Origin of the sequence: Komagataeibacter sp. FXV3 (assembly GCF_015155755.1) — a bacterium.
Classification (GTDB): domain Bacteria; phylum Pseudomonadota; class Alphaproteobacteria; order Acetobacterales; family Acetobacteraceae; genus Komagataeibacter.
Genome location: NZ_VWPI01000077.1, coordinates 42,574 through 62,555, shown reverse-complemented (window position 1 = coordinate 62,555; position 19,982 = coordinate 42,574). Strand labels below are relative to the sequence as shown.

Below are 19,982 nucleotides of genomic sequence, written 5' to 3'. Positions count from 1 at the left end.
GGTCTATGGCCCCTATGGCGGTCCGGGACGGCCGTATTACTGAACTTCAGCCACCCGCCGCCTGTAGCGTCAGGGTCGCAATGGCCTTGCGCACGGCGACGACGTGGTTCGTGACCTTGACCTTGCGCCACGCCTGAACCAGATGGCCGGTGGCGTCGATCAGGAAGGTCGCGCGTTCGATGCCCATGTATTTGCGGCCATACATCGATTTTTCCACCCACACGCCATAGGCTTCCGTCACCGTGCCATCACTGTCTGATGCAAGCGGAAAGGTCAGGCTGTGATCGGCTGCGAATTTTTCGATCGCGGGCATCCCGTCACGTGACACGCCGATGACGTTCACGCCGTCTTTGTGCAGGTCCGTCAGTGCCGCCTCGAATTCGCATGCTTCCCTGGTGCAGCCCGATGTGTTGGCCTTGGGATAGAAATACAGGACAAACGGATGTCCCTTCAGCCCGGCAAGGCTGACCGTGCGGCCATGGCTTGCGGGCATGTTGAAATCAGGAACGGCGCTGCCGGGTTCGGGAAAGGGGGGTGTCGGGTTGCTCATGGCCTGCCTTGCTGATCTGGTTGCATGTGCCGGTCCCATGGGCCGGACACATGCAGCATGGTTGTGGGGACGATCATGCACCGCCTTGCCCCTTCGGGGAACCGCTGTCATGTTTCGCCTGCGTGGATGTGTCCGGGGCGGGCGGAAGCAGGCGGTCAAAGACCGCCCGGACATCGGCGGCCATGCGGTCCATGCGCGCAAGCAGCCTGTCTGCATCCGCCACCCTGAATTCCCCGGTCAGGATTTCAAGGCTGGCGGCAGGAATGATGTCCGGCACTTCACTGCCGCATATGATGCGGATAAGCCCCTGCAGCGCGCGCCACAACAGGTCGGCCCGGCGCAGCAGCCGCGCGTCGGCATCCGTAATGTCCCCCGCATGGGCAAGTCGCAGCAGGGCCAGGCGCGTGGACTGGCTGCGGCTGGCGCAACGGGTGGTCAGCAGTTGCAGCCCCTGGGCAATGAATTCCACATCCATAAGCCCGCCACGCCGACGCTTGATGTCCCACGGGCTGGTGGCAGGCCGTTCACGGGCCAGGCGTTCGCGCATATGGCGTATGTCATGCACGATCAGCGCGCGTTCCTGCCGGGTCCGCGCGCCGTGGCCCAGCGCGGTGGCGATGGCCGCGCGCAGTTCGGCACGCAGGGCGGGCGGTCCCGCCACGACCCGCGCACGCGTCAGGGCCATGCGTTCCCATGTCCATGCGGATTCCGCATGGTAGCGGCGGAATGCGGACAGCGAGACGGCAACCGGCCCCTTGGACCCCGACGGGCGCAGCCGCATGTCCACCTCATACAATGGTCCCTCGCGCCCCGGCGCGGTCAGGGCCGCGACGAAAGCATGCGCCAGCCGGACGTAATACGTGCCCGCCGCAAGCGGGCGGGGCGTCAGGCCATCGGCGTATGTGATGGCTGGTACGACGCTTTCCACGATATCGGCGGGGTGGTCGAACACCAGCATGAGGTCAAGGTCCGATCCCGGCATCATTTCACACGATCCCGCCTTGCCCAGCGCCACGACCGCCATGGACCCGCCGGGCACCGTGCCGTGGCGGCGCCTGTGTTCGTTGCTGACCACGCGCAGCAGGCCGCGTATGACCGTTTCCGCCATGGCGGTGCGCGCACGGGCGGCGCGTTCCTCACTCATGCGGTGTTCAAGGCGGGCGACCGACAGGCGGAATTCCTCGCCACAGACCAGGCCGCGCAGGACGGGCAGCACCTGTTCGGCCGACTGCGCGCCCGCGACATGCCGACGCACCAGCGCCGTGACCGTGCCCAGCGCGCCGGGACCGCCATCCATGTCCAGCAGGCCATCCAGTGCGGAAGGCGTCTGCGCCAGATGGTCCGCCAGGAAGGGCGCGCAGTCCAGCACCGTGACAATGCGGTGGATCAGCGCGGTGTTGCGTTCCAGCAGCGACAGGAACTGCACCCCCGCCCACTGGCGTTCCAGCAGAGCGTCAAATCGCCGCAGCACGGTCAGTGGCTGCCGGCGCTTTCCGATTTCCGCCAGGATGGCGGGCAACAGCCGGCGCAGCAGCTTGCGTGCCCGGTCCGAACGCAGCGCGCGCAGGCGGTTGCCCTCCCATCGGTTCAGGATGACAAGGGCGTCACTGATATCGGTGGCAGGAAAGCCCTGTTCCAGCAGCCTGTCGGCGGCGTCGGCATCCTCGGGCGCTATGGTGATGTCTGCCTGCGCGTCGTTTTCGGCAAACTGCAGGTCAAAATTGCGGCGCGAACGCTGCATGACCGACAGCATGCTGCATGCAAGGTCCCCGCCATCCGGCGCAAGCATGAAGATTGCGAAGCGTGCGAATCCGTCCAGTGTGTCGGGCAGCGTATGGGTCTGGTGGTCCATGCGCATCTGCAGCCGATGTTCGGCCTGTCGCAGCATGCGGTAATTGCGGGCCAGTATTGCGGACTGTTCACGCGTCAGCAGGCCGGCGCGGCGCAGCCTGCGCAACGCGCCAAGCGTGGTGGGATCACGCAGTTCGGACCGCCTGCCGCCCCATACCAGTTGCAGCGCCTGGGCCACGAATTCGACCTCCCGTATGCCGCCCTGTCCCAGCTTGACGTTCTGTCCCAGCAGCCAGCCCGTGGCGGCGTCGGGGTCATGGATGAATTCGGGCGGCAGGCTGCTCAGGTTGGCATGTCCCGCGTTACGGTGGCGGTCGATCCGTGCTTTCATGTCATGCAGATCGTCAATTACCGCGAAATCCAGATGGCGGCGCCATACGAACGGATGAATGCTTTTAAGGAAACGGCGCCCCGCCGTGATGTCCCCCGCGACCGGTCGCGCCTTGGTCATGGCCGCGCGTTCCCATGTCCGGCCCATGCTTTCATAATACTGGATGGCGGCGGGAAAGGACACGGCGGCAGGGGTGGCGGAAGGGTCGGGGCGCAGCCGCAGGTCCATGCGGAATACGTAACCATTTGCATCACGCGCTTCCATAAGCGTGACAAGATCGCTAGTCATGCGCACAAAGGTATGCCGCAGTTCCCCGTTGCCGGGGTGACGGTCCGGATCATACAGGATGATCAGGTCTATGTCCGAGGAGTAGTTCAGTTCCCGCGCGCCCAGCTTCCCCATTGCCAGAACCACGAAGCCGCTGCCCCGGCACGGGGTTTCGGGGTTACGCAGGCGCAGTCGCCCGGTGTCATGTGCATGCAGCAGCAGATGTCTGACCGCCGCCCCCAGTGCGTTCTCGGCCAGCTGGCTCAGCGCAAGGGTGACCTGCTCCAGCGTCCATGCGCCGCCGATATCCGCCAGCGCAATGGCCAGCGCCGCCTGCCGTTTGGCCACGCGCAATGCAGCCATGATATCCGCGCGGGCAGTATCGGGCGCCAGGGCGTCCAGACCCGACAGGATCCGGCGCACGCACGCCGCCGCCCCATCCGTCAGCAGTTCGGCAAAGGCCACCGTGTCGCGCAACGCCAGGTCGGACAGGTAGGGACTGTTTCCCCCCATGGCATCCAGCAATGCACCCAGTTCGGGCATTGCCGCGATATCGGGCAGGCCCATGCGCGCGCAGGCATCCGTCAGGTTTTCACGCAGGATGCGCGCCGCGCGGGTGTCGGCGGCATGGGGCCATGTGCAGCCACGCCACGAAGGGTGCGGCACGAAGGGGGGCAGGGCAGGCTGGTCCATGGGAAAGGGTCCGTTAAGGGGCTGGAAAATCATGCTGTTCCGCATGGTGGCATGACGTGGGTGGCATGACGGAAGCCGGTCAACCCTCTCCCGCCCGGACGCCCGTGTCCAGTCCCAGCCGCGTGCGTCGCGCGGTCATGGCGGCCGGGCGCGTGGTGATCTGGCTTGTGCTGCTGTGCATTACGCTGCCCGCCGTGCTTCTGCTGGTGCTGACGGTGCGGCTGTCCGCGGGGCCGCTGGATGTCACACCTGTGGTCAGCCTGCTCATGCCGCTGCCTGTCGCGCATGGCCTGAAGCATGAAGACATCATCGGCACCCTGTCGGCGGGGCATGTGCGCATGGGCTGGAACGCCGTGCATGAAGGCCTGCGCGCCCCACTGGTGATATGGGTGGAGGACGTGCGGATCCAGCGCCGTGACGGGCAGATGGCCGATACCCTGCGCCGTGGCCGCCTGACGCTGGACAGCCCGGCGCTGTTCCATGGCAGCGTGCGGATACTGGAAATCTCGGCCTCGCACGGGCGGCTGAAGCTTGCGCGCAACAAGGAAGGCAAATTCGGCCTCGACCTTGGCCCGGACACGCCTTATCCCTCACGGAAACCCGAAGAACCCACCCCCGTGGACCTGACGGCGCTGCGGCAGGCCGTCATATCCGACACCCATGTCAGTTTTGCCGACCGCATGACCGGTCGTGCATGGCGGCTGGGTGAAGCCGATGCCCGGCTGAAGGTCGTGACCGATTCCGGGCAGAAAGGGGTGACGGGGGATGTCCGCCTCGGGCTGGAGGGGAATGGCGAACGGCTGGTGGTGCATGGGACGGGGGAACATGTTGGCCCCGGTCAGATCAACTGGACCCTGCAGCTTGACCCGATCAGCCCCGCCGCCTTCGCGCCGGGACAGAAGGAGGTGGAGCCACTCGGCCTGCCCGTGGGCGGGCAGTTGCAGGTCGCCTTCCGTGACGGGGGCGTGCGGGACATTCCCTTCCTCATGCCGCGTGATTTCACGCTGCACCTCAATGCAGGCAACGGGAAGGTCACGACCCGCAAGGCGGGGCAGTTCCTGGTGGGCGAAGGGGAGGCCGATCTGGTCGGCTCGCTCGGGGCCGGGCCACGCAACGCACCGTTTGATGGCCCGCTGCATGTCATGCTGAAGCGTCTGGAACTGCACCTGCGTGCGCCGGGACATGCAACCGATGATGGCAGCGGCCCCACGCTGGATGCCACGGCGGACCTGAAATCAACGTCCCTGCTGGATCCGAAGGCGGCGCAGGTGGACGTGGACGCGCGCGCGCGGTCGCTGGATTTCGCGACACTGGGTGATTTCTGGCCCCCGCGCGCAATGAAGGGCGCGCGGCGGTGGGTTACGCAGAACATTCCGCAGGGGCACGTACAGGAACTGCAGGTCAACATGGGGCTGGCCAGCCACAAGGGCTGGAACGGGCTGGACCTTGTATCCCTTGGGGGCACGATTGACGCCGACAGGATGGAACTGCACTGGCTGCGCCCCATCCCGCCCATGCATGAAATGGATGCCCACCTGACCTTCGATGGTCCGGATGAGATCATGATCCGCTTTGGCCACGCCTACCAGCTGGTGGACCTTGCGGACCGGCACGTGGACGCCACCGGCACGGGACGGATCGAGGTCGGCCCCGGTTCCATGCGGATCACGGGCCTGAATGAAAAGGTGCAGGTAGGCGACATCAACGTCACCCTGCTGGGCAATGCGCGTGACGTGCTGGCGCTGCTGGCCGAACCCCGGCTGAATGTGCTTTCGCGTCATCCCATGTCGTTTACGCACCCTGCGGGCCGGGCCAATGTGTCGCTGCATATCGCCCTGCCACTGGATGCGCATGTGCGGCTGGACCAGATCGACCTGCGCAGCCATACCGATCTGGCGCAGGTGCATCTGGGCAATGTGGTGGTGGGGCGGCCGCTGGACAACGGCAACCTTGGCATTGACGCCACGATCAACGGCCTGCTGCTGCAGGGGACCGGGGTGCTGGCGGGCATTCCCTCCAGCGTGATCTACACCATGGATTTCCGGAACGGGCCGATGGTGCATGCGGTGGAAAGCGCCAGCCTGCAGGGGCACGTCACCCCTGAGGGCGTGCGGCGCGCGGGATTCGAGATGGGTGAGCATTTTGCCGGCAGCGCCCAGCTGGATGTGGATTACGACCGGTATGTGGGCGGCAGGGCGCAGGTCAATATCGACCTGGACCTTGACCGTGCGGCGCTGAACATTCCCATCTGGTCCAAAAGGGTGGGGCAGGAGGCAAATGCCTCGGTCGAGCTGGATCTTGACCATGGCCAGATCTCCAGCATCGAGAATATCCGCGCGGTAGGTCCCGACCTGCTGATTGATGGCCATGCCGAGACCGCATCCGGTGTCGCCCGCCGCCTGATCCTGCGCGGGTTCCATGTCGGCCGGTCAATGGGCAATGCCTCGGTCATGCTGCCGGCGCGTGAAAGCGACCCGATCGGGGTGAATGTGGCGGCAAGGGTGCTGGACCTGTCGCCGCTGGTGTCATTCCAGACCACGCCAGACAGCTCGGCTTCCGCCAGGGCGTCGGCCGGGCAGGGCAACAGTGGCTATCATGTGCCTGAAATGGCCAGCGGGCGCGTGAAGGGACCGCCGGGACGCCGGTGGGATCTGAATGTTGATGCCCAGACCCTGTATTACAGCCAGAAGGATGTGCTGACGAACGTACACAGCCATCTGGAAACCGATGGTGTGCGCCTGACGCGTGGCTTCATGACGGTCGAGGGACCGGTGGCGGCTGCGGCGCACCTGAACCCGAAGGGCAATACGCGCGTGCTGGATGTGCATGTGGCCAGCCTTGGCGCGCTGCTGCAGGACATGAAGGTGACCGATGAGATGCAGGGCGGTGTCACCGACATCACCGGCAGCTTTGACGACAGCGTTGCGACCGCGCCCTTCTCGGGCAAAGTGCATATGGGGCCGTTCAAATTGCGCAACGTGCCGGCGGTGGTGCGCATGGCCAATAACGCCTCGATCTATGGCTGGCTGCGCGCGCCACATGCGCCCAGCTTCCAAGTCGAGCAGCTGGACGCGCCGGTCACGCTGGATGAAGGCAACATCCATATTGCAGACGGTCTGGTCAGCAACGCATCCCTTGGGGCCACGGTGTCAGGGGATGTGAATCTGGAAAAGAAGACACTCAATCTGGATGGCACGATCATCCCCGCCTTTGCCGTGAATGCGGCGCCGGGGCACCTGCCGGGCCTGCTGGGCTGGCTGTTCAGTCCTGAAAAGAACGGGGGTGTCGTCTCCGCCACCTATCAGGTCACGGGACCGATGGATAACCCGGCGGTGCATGTGAACCCCTATGCCATGCTGCTGCCCGGCTTCCTGCGTAATCTCATGCATATCCACTGAAGGCGCGGGCCGCCTGTAAAACAGAAAGAAGTTTCTGGTGCAGCTTTTTTCAAACAGCTTTGGAAGAACGCTGCCTTTTTAAAAAAGGCGGCACCCAAAAACTTTTGCCGATTAGCGTTCGTTCGTAATGCGATCATGGCCGGGCAGCAAGAACAGCACGGTCAGCAGCGAACAGGCGATGCAGCCGGTCACGTACCAGTAAAACAGCCCTTCATGCCCGATCTGCTTGAACCACAGGGCCACGTATTCCGCCGTGCCGCCAAAGACCGAAACGGTCAGCGCATAGGGCAGCGCCACCCCCAGCGCGCGAATGCGCGTGGGGAACAGTTCGGCCTTCACCACCGCGTTGATGGAGGTATAGCCCGAAATCCCGACCAGCGCCGCCGTCACCAGGCCAAAAGCCGCCAGCGGGGAATGCACGCCTGATAGCGCCCGCATGAGCGGTACGGTGGCAAGGCAGCCGATAACGCCGAATGACAGCAGCAGCCGCCTGCGGCCCACCCGGTCCGATAGCGCGCCAAAGGCGGGCTGGACCATGGCGAACACTACCAGCGACGCGGTGGAGACCAGCGTGGACTGCTCCTTGCTCAGCCCCGCCGTGTTGACCAGGTATTTCTGCATGTAAATCGTGAAGGTATAGAACGCGACCGTGCCCCCCAGCGTCAGGCCGCATACGCCCAGTACCTCACGCGGGTGGCGCAGCAGCACGCGCAGGCCGCCATGGGCATTGTGGTCATGGCTGGCCGTACTGAACTGCTCGCTTTCCGCCATGCCGCGACGGAACCACAGGATGGACAGCGCCAGCAGAGCGCCAATACAGAATGGAATGCGCCACCCCCACGCCCCAAGCTGCGCCGGGCTGAGCAGCGCAAACTGCAGGATCAGCAGCACCACAAGCGCCAGTAGCTGCCCCATGACCAGCGTGACATACTGGAAACTGGCGTAAAACCCACGCTGCGCGGGTGGTGCGATTTCCGACAGATAGGTGGCGCTGGCCCCGTATTCACCCCCCAGGCTCAGCCCCTGCAGCAGGCGCGCGAACAGCAGCACGCACGGGGCCGCGACGCCAATGCGTTCATAGGTCGGGCATATGGCAATGGCCAGTGAGCCTGCGCACATGGCGACAATCGACACACTCAGTGCCGCGCGCCGTCCATGCCGGTCCGCCATAAGCCCCATGAGCCACCCGCCCACCGGCCGCATGAGGAAGCCGATGGCGAATACCGCCGCGCTGCGCAGCAGTTCCGTCGTCTGGTTGCCTTTGGGAAAGAAGGCGTGGGCAAAATACATGGAAAATGCCGCATAGACGTACCAGTCGTAATATTCGATCAGATTTCCGGATGAACCCGCAATAATGCTTCGTATTCTCTGCGCGGTAGTCAGTGCGCCGGTCTGGGTCTTGAAAACAGGCATGATGTGCAACCTATGGGGGCGAAAAGATCGTCAGGATGAATGGGGCAGGGACGGGGTCGTCCGTGCGGGACTGCCGGATACGGCATCCGTCCCGGCAATGATGGGGGTATCGGCCTGCGCATCGCTGATCCGGCCCGACAGGGCGGCCGCAAGGCGTTCGGTATCCAGCGCGCCTTCCCACCGGGCCAGCACGATGGTGGCTACCGCGTTGCCGATGATGTTGGTCAGCGACCGGCATTCCGACATGAAACGGTCAATGCCCAGGATCAGCCCCATGCCCGCCACCGGCACGTCCGGCACCACCGCCAGTGTCGCGGCAAGGGTGACGAAACCCGCTCCCGTGACCCCGGCGGCCCCCTTGGAACTGATCATGGCGACCAGCAGCAGGCTGATCTGCTGGCCCAGTCCCAGATGTACATCCGTCGCCTGTGCAATGAACAGGGCCGACAGCGACATGTAGATGTTGGTGCCATCCAGGTTGAAGGAATAGCCCATCGGCACAACCAGCCCAACGACGGATGGCGCGCAGCCTGCGTTCTCCATCCGGGTCATGAGGCTGGGAAGTGCTGATTCGGACGAACTGGTACCCAGCACGATCAGCAGTTCCTCACGCAGGTAGGCCAGCAGCGGCAGGATACGGAACCCGTTGTACCGCGCGACCGCCCCCAGCACCACCACCACGAACAGCGCGGAGGTGGCATAGAAGGTCACCACAAGGAAGGCGAGGTGCAGCACCGAACCGATGCCAAACCGCCCGATGGTGAACGCCATCGCCCCCAGCGCCCCGATGGGGGCGGCATACATGACCAGCCGCACCACCCCGAACACCAGCTGGGTCAGCTGCTTGAGCAGCGACAGGATGGCATGCCCCTTTGCCCCCATGTGCGACAGGCTGATGCTGAACAGGATGGCGATCAGCAGCACCTGCAGGATATCGCCCGAGACAAAGGCACTGACCACCGTGTCGGGAATGATGTTGAGCAGGAAGTCACTGAACGAATGCGCCTGTGCCCGCGCGGTGAAGGCTGCGACCGCGTGGGTATCCAGTGTCGCGGGGTCGGCATGGATATGCGCGCCGGGGCGCACGATATTGGCCATGACCATGCCCACCACCAGCGCCAGCGACGAAAAGGTCAGGAAATAGACCATCGCCTTCGCCGCCAGCCGGCCCGCCTGCCCCAGGTCGGACAGGCTGGCCACCCCCGTCACCACCGTCAGGAAGATGACTGGCGGGATCACCATCTTGACCAGTCGGATGAAGCCATCCCCCAGCGGTTTCAGCGTCACCGCCGCATGCGGGCAGAAATATCCCAGCGCGATGCCCGCCACCACCGCGATGACAACCTGCGCATACAGGCTGCGAAACAGGGATCCGCGCCGCGCCGGTCGGGCTTGCGGGCAGGTCTGCGTTTCCTCGGGCATGGTGGATGGGTCCTCAAGAACGGTTCGGTTTCCGGCACCGCGAACGGGCGGGGTGAAGGCATGCCGGGGCACGCTAGTGGGTTTTGGCGCCATGCGAACCTGAAAATCAGGTGAAAGGCGGATCGTTACGGTCGGTGCATATCACGGTTGCCAGATATTCCAAAAAAACATGATGGGTTTACATCACCCGCATTACAGGGCACGGACATGTTTTGTTCTTTATGATGGGAAATACTCCGCCATGCCCGATCTGTCCGCATCGCCCGTCTTGTGGATCGGAATGCTGCTTGCCGCCCTGTCATGCCTGTTGTCCCTGATCGTTCTGCGCCGGCTTTCCCTTATGGCGGGACAGGGGGGGGATGCAGACCAACTGGCGCGGCTGTGCGTGATGACGGAGCGTGAGACCGCAGCCCGCGTGGCGGAAAACGAGGCCCAGCGCGCCCGCATGGCGGAAATCGAACGCGCGCTGTCGACAAAACTGGACCAGCGGCATCAGGAAATGACCGAAACCTTCAACCGCATTGCCCGCATGATGGGCCGCGACCTTGCGGAAATGCGGGTGACGCAGTCCGAAGCCCTGCGCGAAATGGCAGAGGAGGGCAGGCGGCAGAGCGATGAATTGCGTGCCGCCGTGAATGAACGCCTGCATCAGGCGGTGGAAAAGCAGATGCAGACATCTTTCCAGCGCGTGCTGGAACAGATCGGCGCGATGCAGAAGGCCATGGGCGAGGTTTCGGCCATGACCGCGCAGGTTGGTGACCTCAAGCGCCTGTTTTCCAACGTCAAGACCCGTGGCGGATGGGGCGAATCCCAGCTGCGCAGCATTCTGGACGACGTGCTGCCCGAAGGGGCGTACGAAACCAACCGCCGCCTGCGCGATGACAGCCGGGAGGTCGTGGAATTCGCCGTGCGCATGCCGGTGCGGGCCACGGTCCCGCCGGTGCTGGCGATTGATTCCAAATTTCCGACCGAAGCCTATGAACGCCTTCTGCAGGCGGTGGAGGACTGCAACCCCGACGCCGAACGCGCCGCCCGCCGCGCGCTGGAAACCACCCTGCGGATCGAGGCGCGCAAGATCGCGACCAAATACATCGTGCCACCCGTGACGGTTGAATTCGCCGTCCTGTACCTGCCGACTGACGGGCTGTATGCGGAGGTCGCGCGGATTCCCGGCCTGCTGGATGAAATCGGCCGGACCTATCGCGTCATAGTGATGGGGCCGGGTCTCATGCCCGCCATGCTGCGCACCATCCATCTTGGTTACGTGACGCTGGCGCTGGAACGGCGCACAGATGACATCGCGCGCCTGCTGGGCGCCACGCGTCAGGAAATGCTGCGCATGGACGGGGTGCTGGAAAAACTGGCCCGCAATGCGTCGGCCATGTCATCCTCGATCGACGAGGCCCGCAGGCGCACCGGCCTCGTGACCCGCAGGCTGCGCGAACTGGATGTGGATACCGGTGCTCCCCCCGCCGGGGATGATGGCGGCGCGACCCCGGCCCCCGCCGCGGGCGACGGTGCCGGGGCACAGGCCGACATGGCGCCGTCATGGTCGCGTGAAGGGGCGGGGGGATACGGGGCGTAGCTGAAAACGATTTTAATTGGCCCTGTTCCGGCACGCGCTGCATAAGGAAGGGATGATGAGTGTTCCGTCTGAAACCCCCCGTCCTGAAACCGGGCCCGTTGCCCCCACGGGCGAGGCTGCGCCGCGTGTCCTGCTGGTGGAGGATGACAGCAAGATCGCGCAGGAAGTGGTGGAGGAACTCGAAAGCCGCCATTTCCATGTCCAGCACGAGGAATCAGGTGCTGCCGGTCTGGCCATGGGGCTGAACGCGCATTTCGATGTCATGATCGTGGACCGCATGCTGCCCGAACTCGATGGCCTTACGCTGATCGAGACCCTGCGTGAGCGCAGGGTGCATGTACCCGTGCTGGTGCTGTCCGCCCTGTCGGCGGTGGATGACCGGGTCAGCGGGCTGAAGGCGGGGGGCGATGATTACCTGACCAAGCCGTTCGCGATGGAGGAACTGGCCGCGCGGTTGGAGGCGTTGCTGCGCAGGCCCGATACTTCACGCCATACCATGCTGCGTGTCGGCCCGCTGGAAATGGACCTGATCGAACGCACGGTCACGCGTAATGGCGAGCCGATCGACCTGCTGCCACGTGAATTCCGCCTGCTGGAATACCTCATGCGTCGTCCGGGGCAGGTGCTGACACGCAACATGCTGCTGGAGGATGTGTGGAATTACCGCTTCATTCCCCAGACCAACCTTGTGGACGTGCATATCGGCAAGCTGCGCCGCAAGATCGATGAAAGCGGCAAGCCCCCCCTGATCCAGAGCATCCGGGGCGCGGGGTTCATGCTGCGTGCTTCGTAACGAACTGTTCCGTACCGCCACCTTCCGCCTGACGCTGGCGGTGGTGGCGGCAATGATCTGTTCAGCCGCGTTGCAGTTCTTTTTCGGCTACAGCCAGGCCAGCGTGTTCGAGGCCCGGCGGTCAGACACGCTGCTGCTGCGCGAAGCCAGCATCCTGCAGCGTGAACCCCCTTCCGAGCTTGAGCAGCAGGTGCGCGACCGCGCGACCGATGACCTGCGCATTATCATGAACGTCACCACGCTGTTTGACGCGCAGCAGCATTATATCGTGGGCGACCTGCACAACTGGCCCACCGGGCTGGTGGCGGACGGGCATGTCCATGTCATCGAACCCGAGGCAATGGGCGGCGGGTCCGCCACCGTGCTGCGCATGGTGGCGGTGCGGGTGCGGGGGGGGCGTTATCTGGTGCTGGGGCGCAGCCGGCACATGCGCACCGAACTGCGGCTGATGATGCGGCATTCCATGCTGGTCTCGATCGTGCCGACCGTCCTGTTCGCGCTGATAACCGGCATCATCCTCAGCCATCGCGCCCTGTCGCGGGTCAAGGACATGCATGAGGCGATCGACCGCATCATGGAAGGCGACCTGCATGAACGCCTGCCGGCGGGAAAACAGAATGACGACCTCCAGCGCCTTGCGGGCAGCGTCAATCGCATGCTGGACCGGCTGGAACAGCTGCTGGATGAAATACGCGACGTGGGCAACGACATCGCCCACGACCTGCGTACGCCCCTGGCGCGCGTGCGCGCCCGCCTTGACCGCGCGCTGAATGCCGATCATTCGGCCGAAGCGCTGCGCAATGTCATTTCCCGCACCATAGATGACCTGGACCAGTCCTTTTCCATCATCACCGCCCTGCTGCGCATTGGCGAGATCGAGAATGGCCGCAGGCGCGCGGGGTTCGGCACTGTGGACCTTGGCGCGCTGGTGGCCGATATCGTGGATCTGTATGAACCCATAGCCGAAACCAAGGGTATCATCCTGTCGCATGCGGGCGCGGACACGCCGATACAGGTGCAGGGGGACAGGGACTTGCTGATCGAGGTGCTGGCCAACCTGGTGGACAACGCCATCAAGTTCACGCCCGAAGGCGGCCGGGTTGAAATCCGCACCCGCATGAGTGGCGACTGCGCGCTGCTGCAGGTTGTCGATACCGGAATCGGTATCCCGGCGGGGGAACGCAAGGCGGTCATGGGACGTTTTTACCGTTCGGATAAAAGTCGCCACATCCCCGGCAGCGGGCTTGGGCTTAGCCTTGTGTCGGCCATCCTCGCGCTGCATCACGCGCGGCTCGATATCATGCCGTCGCGGGTGCATGACAGTCTGCCGGGGGTTACAATGGGTATCATTTTCCCACCATCGACCTTGATTCAGGCTGGAAACTAAATTGAAATTTCATTTGCGACCTGTCGTGCCCCCGTTAACACCGGAAGGACAGACGGGGAGACGAGATATGTACAGACACCACCTGTCCCGGCCCGGGTCCGTGGAAGGTCAGCCGACCGGACGGAGGGAAACAGGCCGCGCATGAACGGTATCGTTGTTACCGCGCTCAAGCGGCCCTATACTTTCGTCGTCCTTTCCATCCTGATTGTCGTATTCGGTGTCCGTGGGCTGCTGCGCACGCCAACCGACGTCTTCCCCAGCATCAATATTCCCGTCGTTGCGATCTGCTGGACCTATACCGGCCTCATGCCCGAGGACATGTCCGGCCGCGTCGTCTATTATTACGAACGCGCCCTGACCGCGACGGTCAACAATATCGAACATATCGAAAGCCAGTCCTATTACGGGCGCGGCATCGTAAAGGTATTCTTTCAGCCCGGCACCGATACCGCCGTGGCGCAGACGCAGATCACCTCCGTTTCCCAGACCGTCATCAAGCAGATGCCCGCGGGCATGACGCCGCCACTGGTGCTGACCTACAACGCATCATCCGTGCCGGTGCTGACGTTGCAGGTGTCGTCCGATTCCATGACGGCGTCGCAGATCTATGACATGTCCTCCAACCTGATCCGCCCTGCGCTGGTATCGGTTGCGGGGGCGGCCATTCCCAACCCGTATGGCGGCCAGCCGGGCAACATCATGGTTGACCTGGACCAGAGCAAGCTGCTGGCCCATGGCCTGTCAGCAACGGATATCGGCAACGCGCTGGGCAAGCAGAACATCGTGCTGCCTGCCGGTGACCAGCAGATCGGCGCGTTCGACTGGATGGTCCAGACCAATGCCTCGCCCGAGGAAATAGACAGTTTCAACAACATGCCCATCAAGCAGGAAGGCAATTCCGTCGTCTACCTGCGTGACGTGGCGTGGGTGCATGCCGGTGGGCCGCCACAGACCAACATGGTGCTGGTCAAGGGGCATCAGGCCGTCCTGATCGTCATCATGAAAAGTGGTGACGCCTCTACCCTGTCGGTGGTCAGCGGGATCAAGGCGCTGCTGCCCTCCATTGTCCGCACGCTGCCACCCGGGGTCGATATCACCGTGCTGGGCGATGCCTCGACCTTCGTGAAGGAGGCGGTGCGCGACGTGGTGCAGGAAATGGGCACCGCCGCCCTGCTGACCAGCCTTGTGGTGCTCCTGTTCCTGGGGTCGTGGCGATCGACGGTCATCATCGCCACCTCCATCCCGCTGGCCATGCTGTGTTCGGTCATCGGGCTGGGCATGGCGGGGCAGACCATCAATGTCATGACGCTGGGTGGCCTGGCGCTGGCGGTCGGTATCCTGGTTGATGATGCCACCGTCATGATCGAGAACATCGACGCCCATCTTGAAATGGAAAAGGATCTGGAAACGGCCATCATCGACGCCGCCAACCAGATCGTTATCCCCACTTTCGTGTCCACATTATGTATCTGTATCGTGTGGATGCCGCTGTTCCAGCTGACGGGTGTCGCAGGCTGGCTGTTCATGCCCATGGCCGAAGCCATCATCTTCGCCATGATCGCGTCCTTCATCCTGTCGCGCACGCTGGTGCCGACCATGGCCAAATATATGCTGGCAGCCCAGGTCGCGGCCCATGCAGCGGCCAAGGCGGCGCGGGGGCACCAGGAACCGCGCAATATCTTCGGCCGCTTCCAGCAGGGGTTCGAGCGGAAATTCATTGCCTTCCGCAACCGTTATCGCGCCATCCTTGAACACCTGATCAGCATACGCGGGCGGTTCGTGCCGATATTCGGTATCGGGGCGTTTTCCTCGCTCGTGCTGCTGGTGTTCGCGGGGCAGGACTTCTTTCCCGAAATCAATTCCAATGCGCTGGCTTTGCACATGCGCGCGCCCATGGGCACCAAGATCGCGGAAGCCGGCAAGATTTCCATGCTGGTGAATTACGAGATCGAACGCCTGCTGCCCGGACAGGTCGAAAATATCGTCAACAATTGCGGCCTGCCGTTCAGCCCGCTCAACCAGGCCTTCATCCCCACGCCTACCGTTGGCGCACAGGACTGCGACCTGACCGTGACGCTGAAGGATGAGGAAGCGCCCGTCGCGAAATACCGCACGATCCTGCGCAAGGGACTGGCGGAGAAATTCCCCGGCACCGAGATCACCTTCATGCCGGCCGACCTTACGGCAAAGATCCTGAACTTCGGGCTGCCCGCGCCGCTGGATGTGCAGGTCACGGGACGTAATCTGTACGCCAATTTCGACTTTGCCGAAAAGCTGGCGGAAAAGCTGCGCCATGTCACAGGCATTGCCGACGTGGCGGTGCAGGAACCGCTGAATACGCCCACGCTGCGCGTCAATGCGCGACGGACCTACGCGCTGGGCACCGGCCTGACCGAAGCGGATGTGGCCAACAACGCGCTGGCCGTCCTTTCGGGCAGCGGGCAGGTGGCGCCGACCTACTGGCTTGATCCCAAGACCGGGGTTTCGCATCTGGTGGATATCCAGACGCCGCTGCAGTTCCTGCAGACCATGAACGACCTTGAGACCATTCCCATCGACAAGGGGGATGGCAACCCGTCTGACAAGGCGCCGCAGATCCTGGGCGGCCTGAGCGATATCGTGCAGACCGGCACCCCGGGCGAGGTCTCGCACTACAACATCATGCCGGTGTTCAACATCTATGCCTCGACCGAGGGGCTGGACCTTGGCGCGGTGTCGCGGCAGGTCGCCCGCGTGGTGGATGACGTGCGCAAGGACCTGCCCGCGGGGTCCAGCCTGACCATCCGTGGTCAGGCGGAGACCATGAACGGGGCCTATACCCAGCTTATCGGCGGTCTGGCGATGTCGATCCTGCTGGTGTACCTGATCATCGTGGTCAACTTCCAGTCATGGCTGGACCCGTTCATCATCATCACGGCCCTTCCCGGGGCGCTGGCGGGGATCGCGTGGAGCCTGTTCCTGACACATACGGCGCTGTCGGTCCCGGCGCTGACGGGGGCGATCATGTGCATGGGCACGGCCACGGCCAACTCCATCCTTGTCGTATCCTTCGCGCGGGAACGGATGGATGTGCATGGCGATGCACTGCGCGCCGCGATCGAGGCGGGGTATGAACGTATCCGTCCCGTGCTGATGACGGCGTCGGCCATGATCATCGGCATGCTGCCCATGTCGCTGAGCAATTCGCAGAATGCCCCGCTGGGACGCGCCGTGATGGGTGGCCTGCTGGTGGCGACATGCGCAACCCTGCTGTTCGTTCCCTGCGTATTCGCCCTGATCCATTCCAGAAAGTCCAAGAAGTCCGCCGCTGGCGAAGGAGAACACGCATGACCGCCACAGGCGAAACCCCCAAGCCACGCATGTCCGGACGCGCGCGGCTGTATGTCACCCTGGGTGGGGTTGTGGTGGCCGCCATTGTTGCGGGTGGCATTCTTGAACGCCGGATCCATGTATCGCATCTGAAGGACGTGGCGCAGGACGCGGCCATTCCCCGCGTGCAGGTCATCCTGCCGCAGAAGGGGCCCAAGACCCGCACGCTGGACCTGCCGGGCAATATCTCGGCGTGGTACCAGGCGCCCATATTCGCGCAGGTCTCGGGCTATGTGCAGATGTGGTACAAGGACATCGGCGCGAAGGTGAAGGCGGGCGAGATCCTGGCCACCATCGACACGCCGGGACTGGATGCGCAGTACGCGGCATCCAAGGCCAATTTTGACGTGGCCATGGCGCGGTACAGGCTGGCCCAGATCACCGCCAGGCGCTGGCGTGCGCTGCAGGGGACGCAGGCGGTGTCACAGCAGGAAGTGGACGTGCAGGCAGCCAATGCCGAAGCCCGGGAGGCGGAGGTCGAGGCCGCGCGGCATGAAGTCTCCCGCTATGCCGCCCTGATCGCGTTCAAGCAGATCGTGGCCCCGTTTGATGGCGTGGTGACATCGCGTCTGGCGGATGTGGGCGATTACGTGAACGCGGGCGGTGGCGATGTCTCGTCCCGTGGCACCGCAACCGAACTATTCAGCGTGGCCGACGTGCACCGCATGCGCGTGTTCGTGTCCGTGCCGCAGGATTATGCCGATATCATCAGCCCCAAGCTGGAAGGTGACGTATCCGTGCCGCAGTATCCGGGGCGGGTGTTCAAGGCCAAGTTCCTGGCGACCGCCAAGGCGTTCAATGCGGGCACGCGTACGGTGACGACCGAACTGGTGGTCGATAATGACAAGCGTGAACTGTGGCCGGATTCCTATGCCAATGTACACTTTGTCGCACCCGGTGATCCCGATATCCTGATAGTTCCCGAAGGTGCCCTTGTGTTCCGCGCGCAGGGCATGCAGGTGGCGGTCGTGGATGCCGATGACCGCATCCGCCTGCGCAATGTAACGGTTGGCACCAATCTGGGGACAAAAGTGCAGGTTCTGGCTGGTATCGGTCCAAAGGACCGGATTGTGAACAACCCGTCGGCGGGGCTGCTGGAAGGCCAGAAGGTCTATCTGGTCGGTGCGACGCCGGGATATAACGACGCGGGTGCAACCGCCTCGCCCGCGGTGGACAAGGGCGATGACGTGCGGGCCATGCCCACGGGCGACAGTAATGCGGGTGACAGGGGGGTGCGCCAATGAACGGCGCACCACGCGACCCGTCATGTCCCATGCTGTCCCGGCGCATGCTTTCGCTGGCCGGGTGTGCTGCAATCGCCAGCACGCTGTGTGGCTGCGTGGATCTGGCCCCGAAATACCATGGCCAGCATTACATGCTGCCCGACAACTGGAAGGGGGATGCCGTAGTGCAGTTCGGCGCCCCGCAGGATGGCGCGGCACGGGGGGACTGGTGGAAGGTCTTTCACGACTCCACCCTTGATGAACTGGAAGAACGCGCCAGTCACCTGAACCCGAACCTGCAGGCGGATGCGGAAACCTTCACCCAGGCACGCGACATCGTGGCGGAAGCACAGTCGAACCTGTACCCACAGATCTCGGGTGGGGCAGGTGCGTCCCAGAACCAGGCGTCGAACCACAGGCTGTGGCGTGGCATGGGATCGACCGGCCCGATCTACATGTCATCCGAACAGTATAGCGCCGCCGCGCGATGGGAGCCGGATTTCTGGTCCGCCATCCGTAACCGCAGGCGCGTGCAGCAGCGTCTGGCACAGGCAGCGGCAGCCGATTTTGCGGTGGCGCGGCTGAGCATCCAGTCCGAACTGGCCAATGACTACATGCAGTTGCGCGGCATGGATGCGCAGCACGCCGTCTATCTCGACTCGATCCGGTATTACGAAACCGCGGTCAAGATCACCAGGATGCGGCAGGCCGGCGCGATTGCGGCCGGTATCGACGTGTCGCGCGCCCAGACGCAGCTTTCCTCCACCCAGGCGGCGGATACGGACCTGCAGGCCCGGCGCGCCGTGATGGAGCACGCGATCGCGATTCTGGTGAACGTGACCCCGACCAGTTTCCATATCCAGCCCCGTAACCAGATTACCTTCCCCAAGGTGGCGACCCCGGTCGGCATTCCCGCCACCCTGCTGGAACGCAGGCCCGACATCGCCAGTGCCGAGCGGCACATGGCGGCGGCCAACCGGGCCATCGGCGTCTCGCGCGCGGCATTCTTCCCGCGTGTAACCTTCAGCGCGACAGCCGGTTTCATGGATAACGGCTTCACACTCGATAAATTCGCCAACGGCATGTACTCCTATGCCGCGCAGGCGGTCATGCCCCTGTTCCAGGGCGGGTTGCGGCGCGCGGAAGTGCAGCGCAACTGGTCGCAGTACCGTCAGGCGGAAGACCAGTACCGCGCCATCGTGCTGGATGCATTCAAGGATGTGGAAGACGGGCTGAGCCTGACGCATGACCTCAATATAGAGGCCGGGCAGCAGGCCGAGGCCGTGCAGGCTTCCATGCGCACGCAGAACATGACCATGCAGCTTTATACCGGCGGCCTGACCAATTACCTGGATGTGGTGGTGGCGCAGGTCGCGGCCCTGCAGGCGCGCATTTCCGAAGTGCAGGTGGAAACCCGCTACATGCAGGCGCAGGTGGAACTGATCCGTGCGCTGGGCGGCGGATGGACCACGGCGGAACTGCCGAATAACAAGCAGATCAAGCCTTTCGGCCCCATGCAGTACACACATATGCGCATGCCGCGGTCCTTCAGTGGCGTGAATGTCGATAACGGTCCCGATTCCCTCGACCTGTCGGGCAAGGGATTTCATGACGGGGACTTGACAGCCCCCGCCAAATAGCGGTAGGTGCGCGCCTCTTATCGGAACGCGGGAGGTCGCGCTCCCTGCCCATGCCGGGCG

At 63.8% G+C, this 19,982-nt stretch carries 11 protein-coding genes; 7 read left to right on the top strand and 4 right to left on the bottom strand.

The features are described 5' to 3' along the window. Positions 1-46: 46 nt before the first annotated feature. Both F1542_RS07745 and F1542_RS07740 read right to left on the bottom strand, forming a co-directional pair. Positions 47-550 carry a peroxiredoxin gene (locus F1542_RS07745; RefSeq protein WP_193732521.1) on the bottom strand — a complete coding sequence of 168 codons (504 nt, stop codon included), beginning with the start codon at positions 548-550 and terminating at the stop codon, positions 47-49. Between the two features lie 73 nt (positions 551-623). Continuing rightward, positions 624-3,692, bottom strand: a complete 3,069-nt coding sequence (locus tag F1542_RS07740; RefSeq protein ID WP_227672561.1) for a bifunctional [glutamine synthetase] adenylyltransferase/[glutamine synthetase]-adenylyl-L-tyrosine phosphorylase — start codon at positions 3,690-3,692, stop codon at positions 624-626. Between the two features lie 65 nt (positions 3,693-3,757). Between F1542_RS07740 and F1542_RS07735 the strand changes: the two genes are divergently transcribed. Further along, positions 3,758-7,090, top strand: coding sequence for an AsmA-like C-terminal region-containing protein (locus F1542_RS07735; RefSeq protein WP_193732519.1), 3,333 nt, complete (start codon positions 3,758-3,760; stop codon positions 7,088-7,090). A gap of 111 nt (positions 7,091-7,201) precedes the next feature. Here F1542_RS07735 and F1542_RS07730 read toward each other — a convergent pair whose 3' ends face one another. Both F1542_RS07730 and F1542_RS07725 read right to left on the bottom strand, forming a co-directional pair. After that, entirely contained in the window at positions 7,202-8,503 is a 1,302-nt protein-coding gene (locus F1542_RS07730) for an MFS transporter (protein ID WP_193732518.1), read from the bottom strand. 30 nt (positions 8,504-8,533) lie between these two features. Further along, complete coding sequence (locus F1542_RS07725) at positions 8,534-9,925, bottom strand: dicarboxylate/amino acid:cation symporter (RefSeq protein ID WP_193732517.1); 1,392 nt, start codon at positions 9,923-9,925, stop codon at positions 8,534-8,536. A 241-nt stretch (positions 9,926-10,166) separates the two neighbouring features. Here F1542_RS07725 and F1542_RS07720 point away from each other — a divergent pair, with 241 nt between their 5' ends. From F1542_RS07720 to F1542_RS07695, 6 genes are all read left to right on the top strand, one after another. Beyond that, a complete protein-coding gene (locus F1542_RS07720) occupies positions 10,167-11,510 on the top strand; it encodes a DNA recombination protein RmuC (RefSeq protein ID WP_193732516.1) in 1,344 nt (447 codons plus the stop codon). A gap of 55 nt (positions 11,511-11,565) precedes the next feature. After that, a complete protein-coding gene (locus F1542_RS07715) occupies positions 11,566-12,303 on the top strand; it encodes a response regulator transcription factor (protein WP_193732515.1) in 738 nt (245 codons plus the stop codon). Continuing rightward, positions 12,293-13,690, top strand: coding sequence for an ATP-binding protein (locus F1542_RS07710; RefSeq protein WP_193732514.1), 1,398 nt, complete (start codon positions 12,293-12,295; stop codon positions 13,688-13,690). The genes F1542_RS07715 and F1542_RS07710 overlap by 11 nt, the downstream gene beginning before the upstream one ends. Before the next feature lie 141 nt (positions 13,691-13,831). After that, positions 13,832-17,020 carry an efflux RND transporter permease subunit gene (locus tag F1542_RS07705; protein ID WP_193732513.1) on the top strand — a complete coding sequence of 1,063 codons (3,189 nt, stop codon included), beginning with the start codon at positions 13,832-13,834 and terminating at the stop codon, positions 17,018-17,020. After that, positions 17,017-18,303 carry an efflux RND transporter periplasmic adaptor subunit gene (locus F1542_RS07700; protein WP_193732512.1) on the top strand — a complete coding sequence of 429 codons (1,287 nt, stop codon included), beginning with the start codon at positions 17,017-17,019 and terminating at the stop codon, positions 18,301-18,303. Before F1542_RS07705 ends, F1542_RS07700 begins: the two co-directional genes overlap by 4 nt. Continuing rightward, on the top strand, positions 18,300-19,922 hold the full coding sequence (locus tag F1542_RS07695; protein ID WP_193732511.1) for an efflux transporter outer membrane subunit: 1,623 nt from the start codon (positions 18,300-18,302) through the stop codon (positions 19,920-19,922). Before F1542_RS07700 ends, F1542_RS07695 begins: the two co-directional genes overlap by 4 nt. The last annotated feature ends 60 nt before the right edge of the window (positions 19,923-19,982 follow it).

Coding starts and splice junctions, on each gene's coding strand:
- F1542_RS07745 (WP_193732521.1), bottom strand. CDS start 550: ATGAGCAACCCGACACCCCCCTTTCCCGAACCCGGCAGCGCCGTTCCT.
- F1542_RS07740 (WP_227672561.1), bottom strand. CDS start 3,692: ATGGACCAGCCTGCCCTGCCCCCCTTCGTGCCGCACCCTTCGTGGCGT.
- F1542_RS07735 (WP_193732519.1), top strand. CDS start 3,758: ATGACGGAAGCCGGTCAACCCTCTCCCGCCCGGACGCCCGTGTCCAGT.
- F1542_RS07730 (WP_193732518.1), bottom strand. CDS start 8,503: ATGCCTGTTTTCAAGACCCAGACCGGCGCACTGACTACCGCGCAGAGA.
- F1542_RS07725 (WP_193732517.1), bottom strand. CDS start 9,925: ATGCCCGAGGAAACGCAGACCTGCCCGCAAGCCCGACCGGCGCGGCGC.
- F1542_RS07720 (WP_193732516.1), top strand. CDS start 10,167: ATGCCCGATCTGTCCGCATCGCCCGTCTTGTGGATCGGAATGCTGCTT.
- F1542_RS07715 (WP_193732515.1), top strand. CDS start 11,566: ATGAGTGTTCCGTCTGAAACCCCCCGTCCTGAAACCGGGCCCGTTGCC.
- F1542_RS07705 (WP_193732513.1), top strand. CDS start 13,832: ATGAACGGTATCGTTGTTACCGCGCTCAAGCGGCCCTATACTTTCGTC.
- F1542_RS07700 (WP_193732512.1), top strand. CDS start 17,017: ATGACCGCCACAGGCGAAACCCCCAAGCCACGCATGTCCGGACGCGCG.
- F1542_RS07695 (WP_193732511.1), top strand. CDS start 18,300: ATGAACGGCGCACCACGCGACCCGTCATGTCCCATGCTGTCCCGGCGC.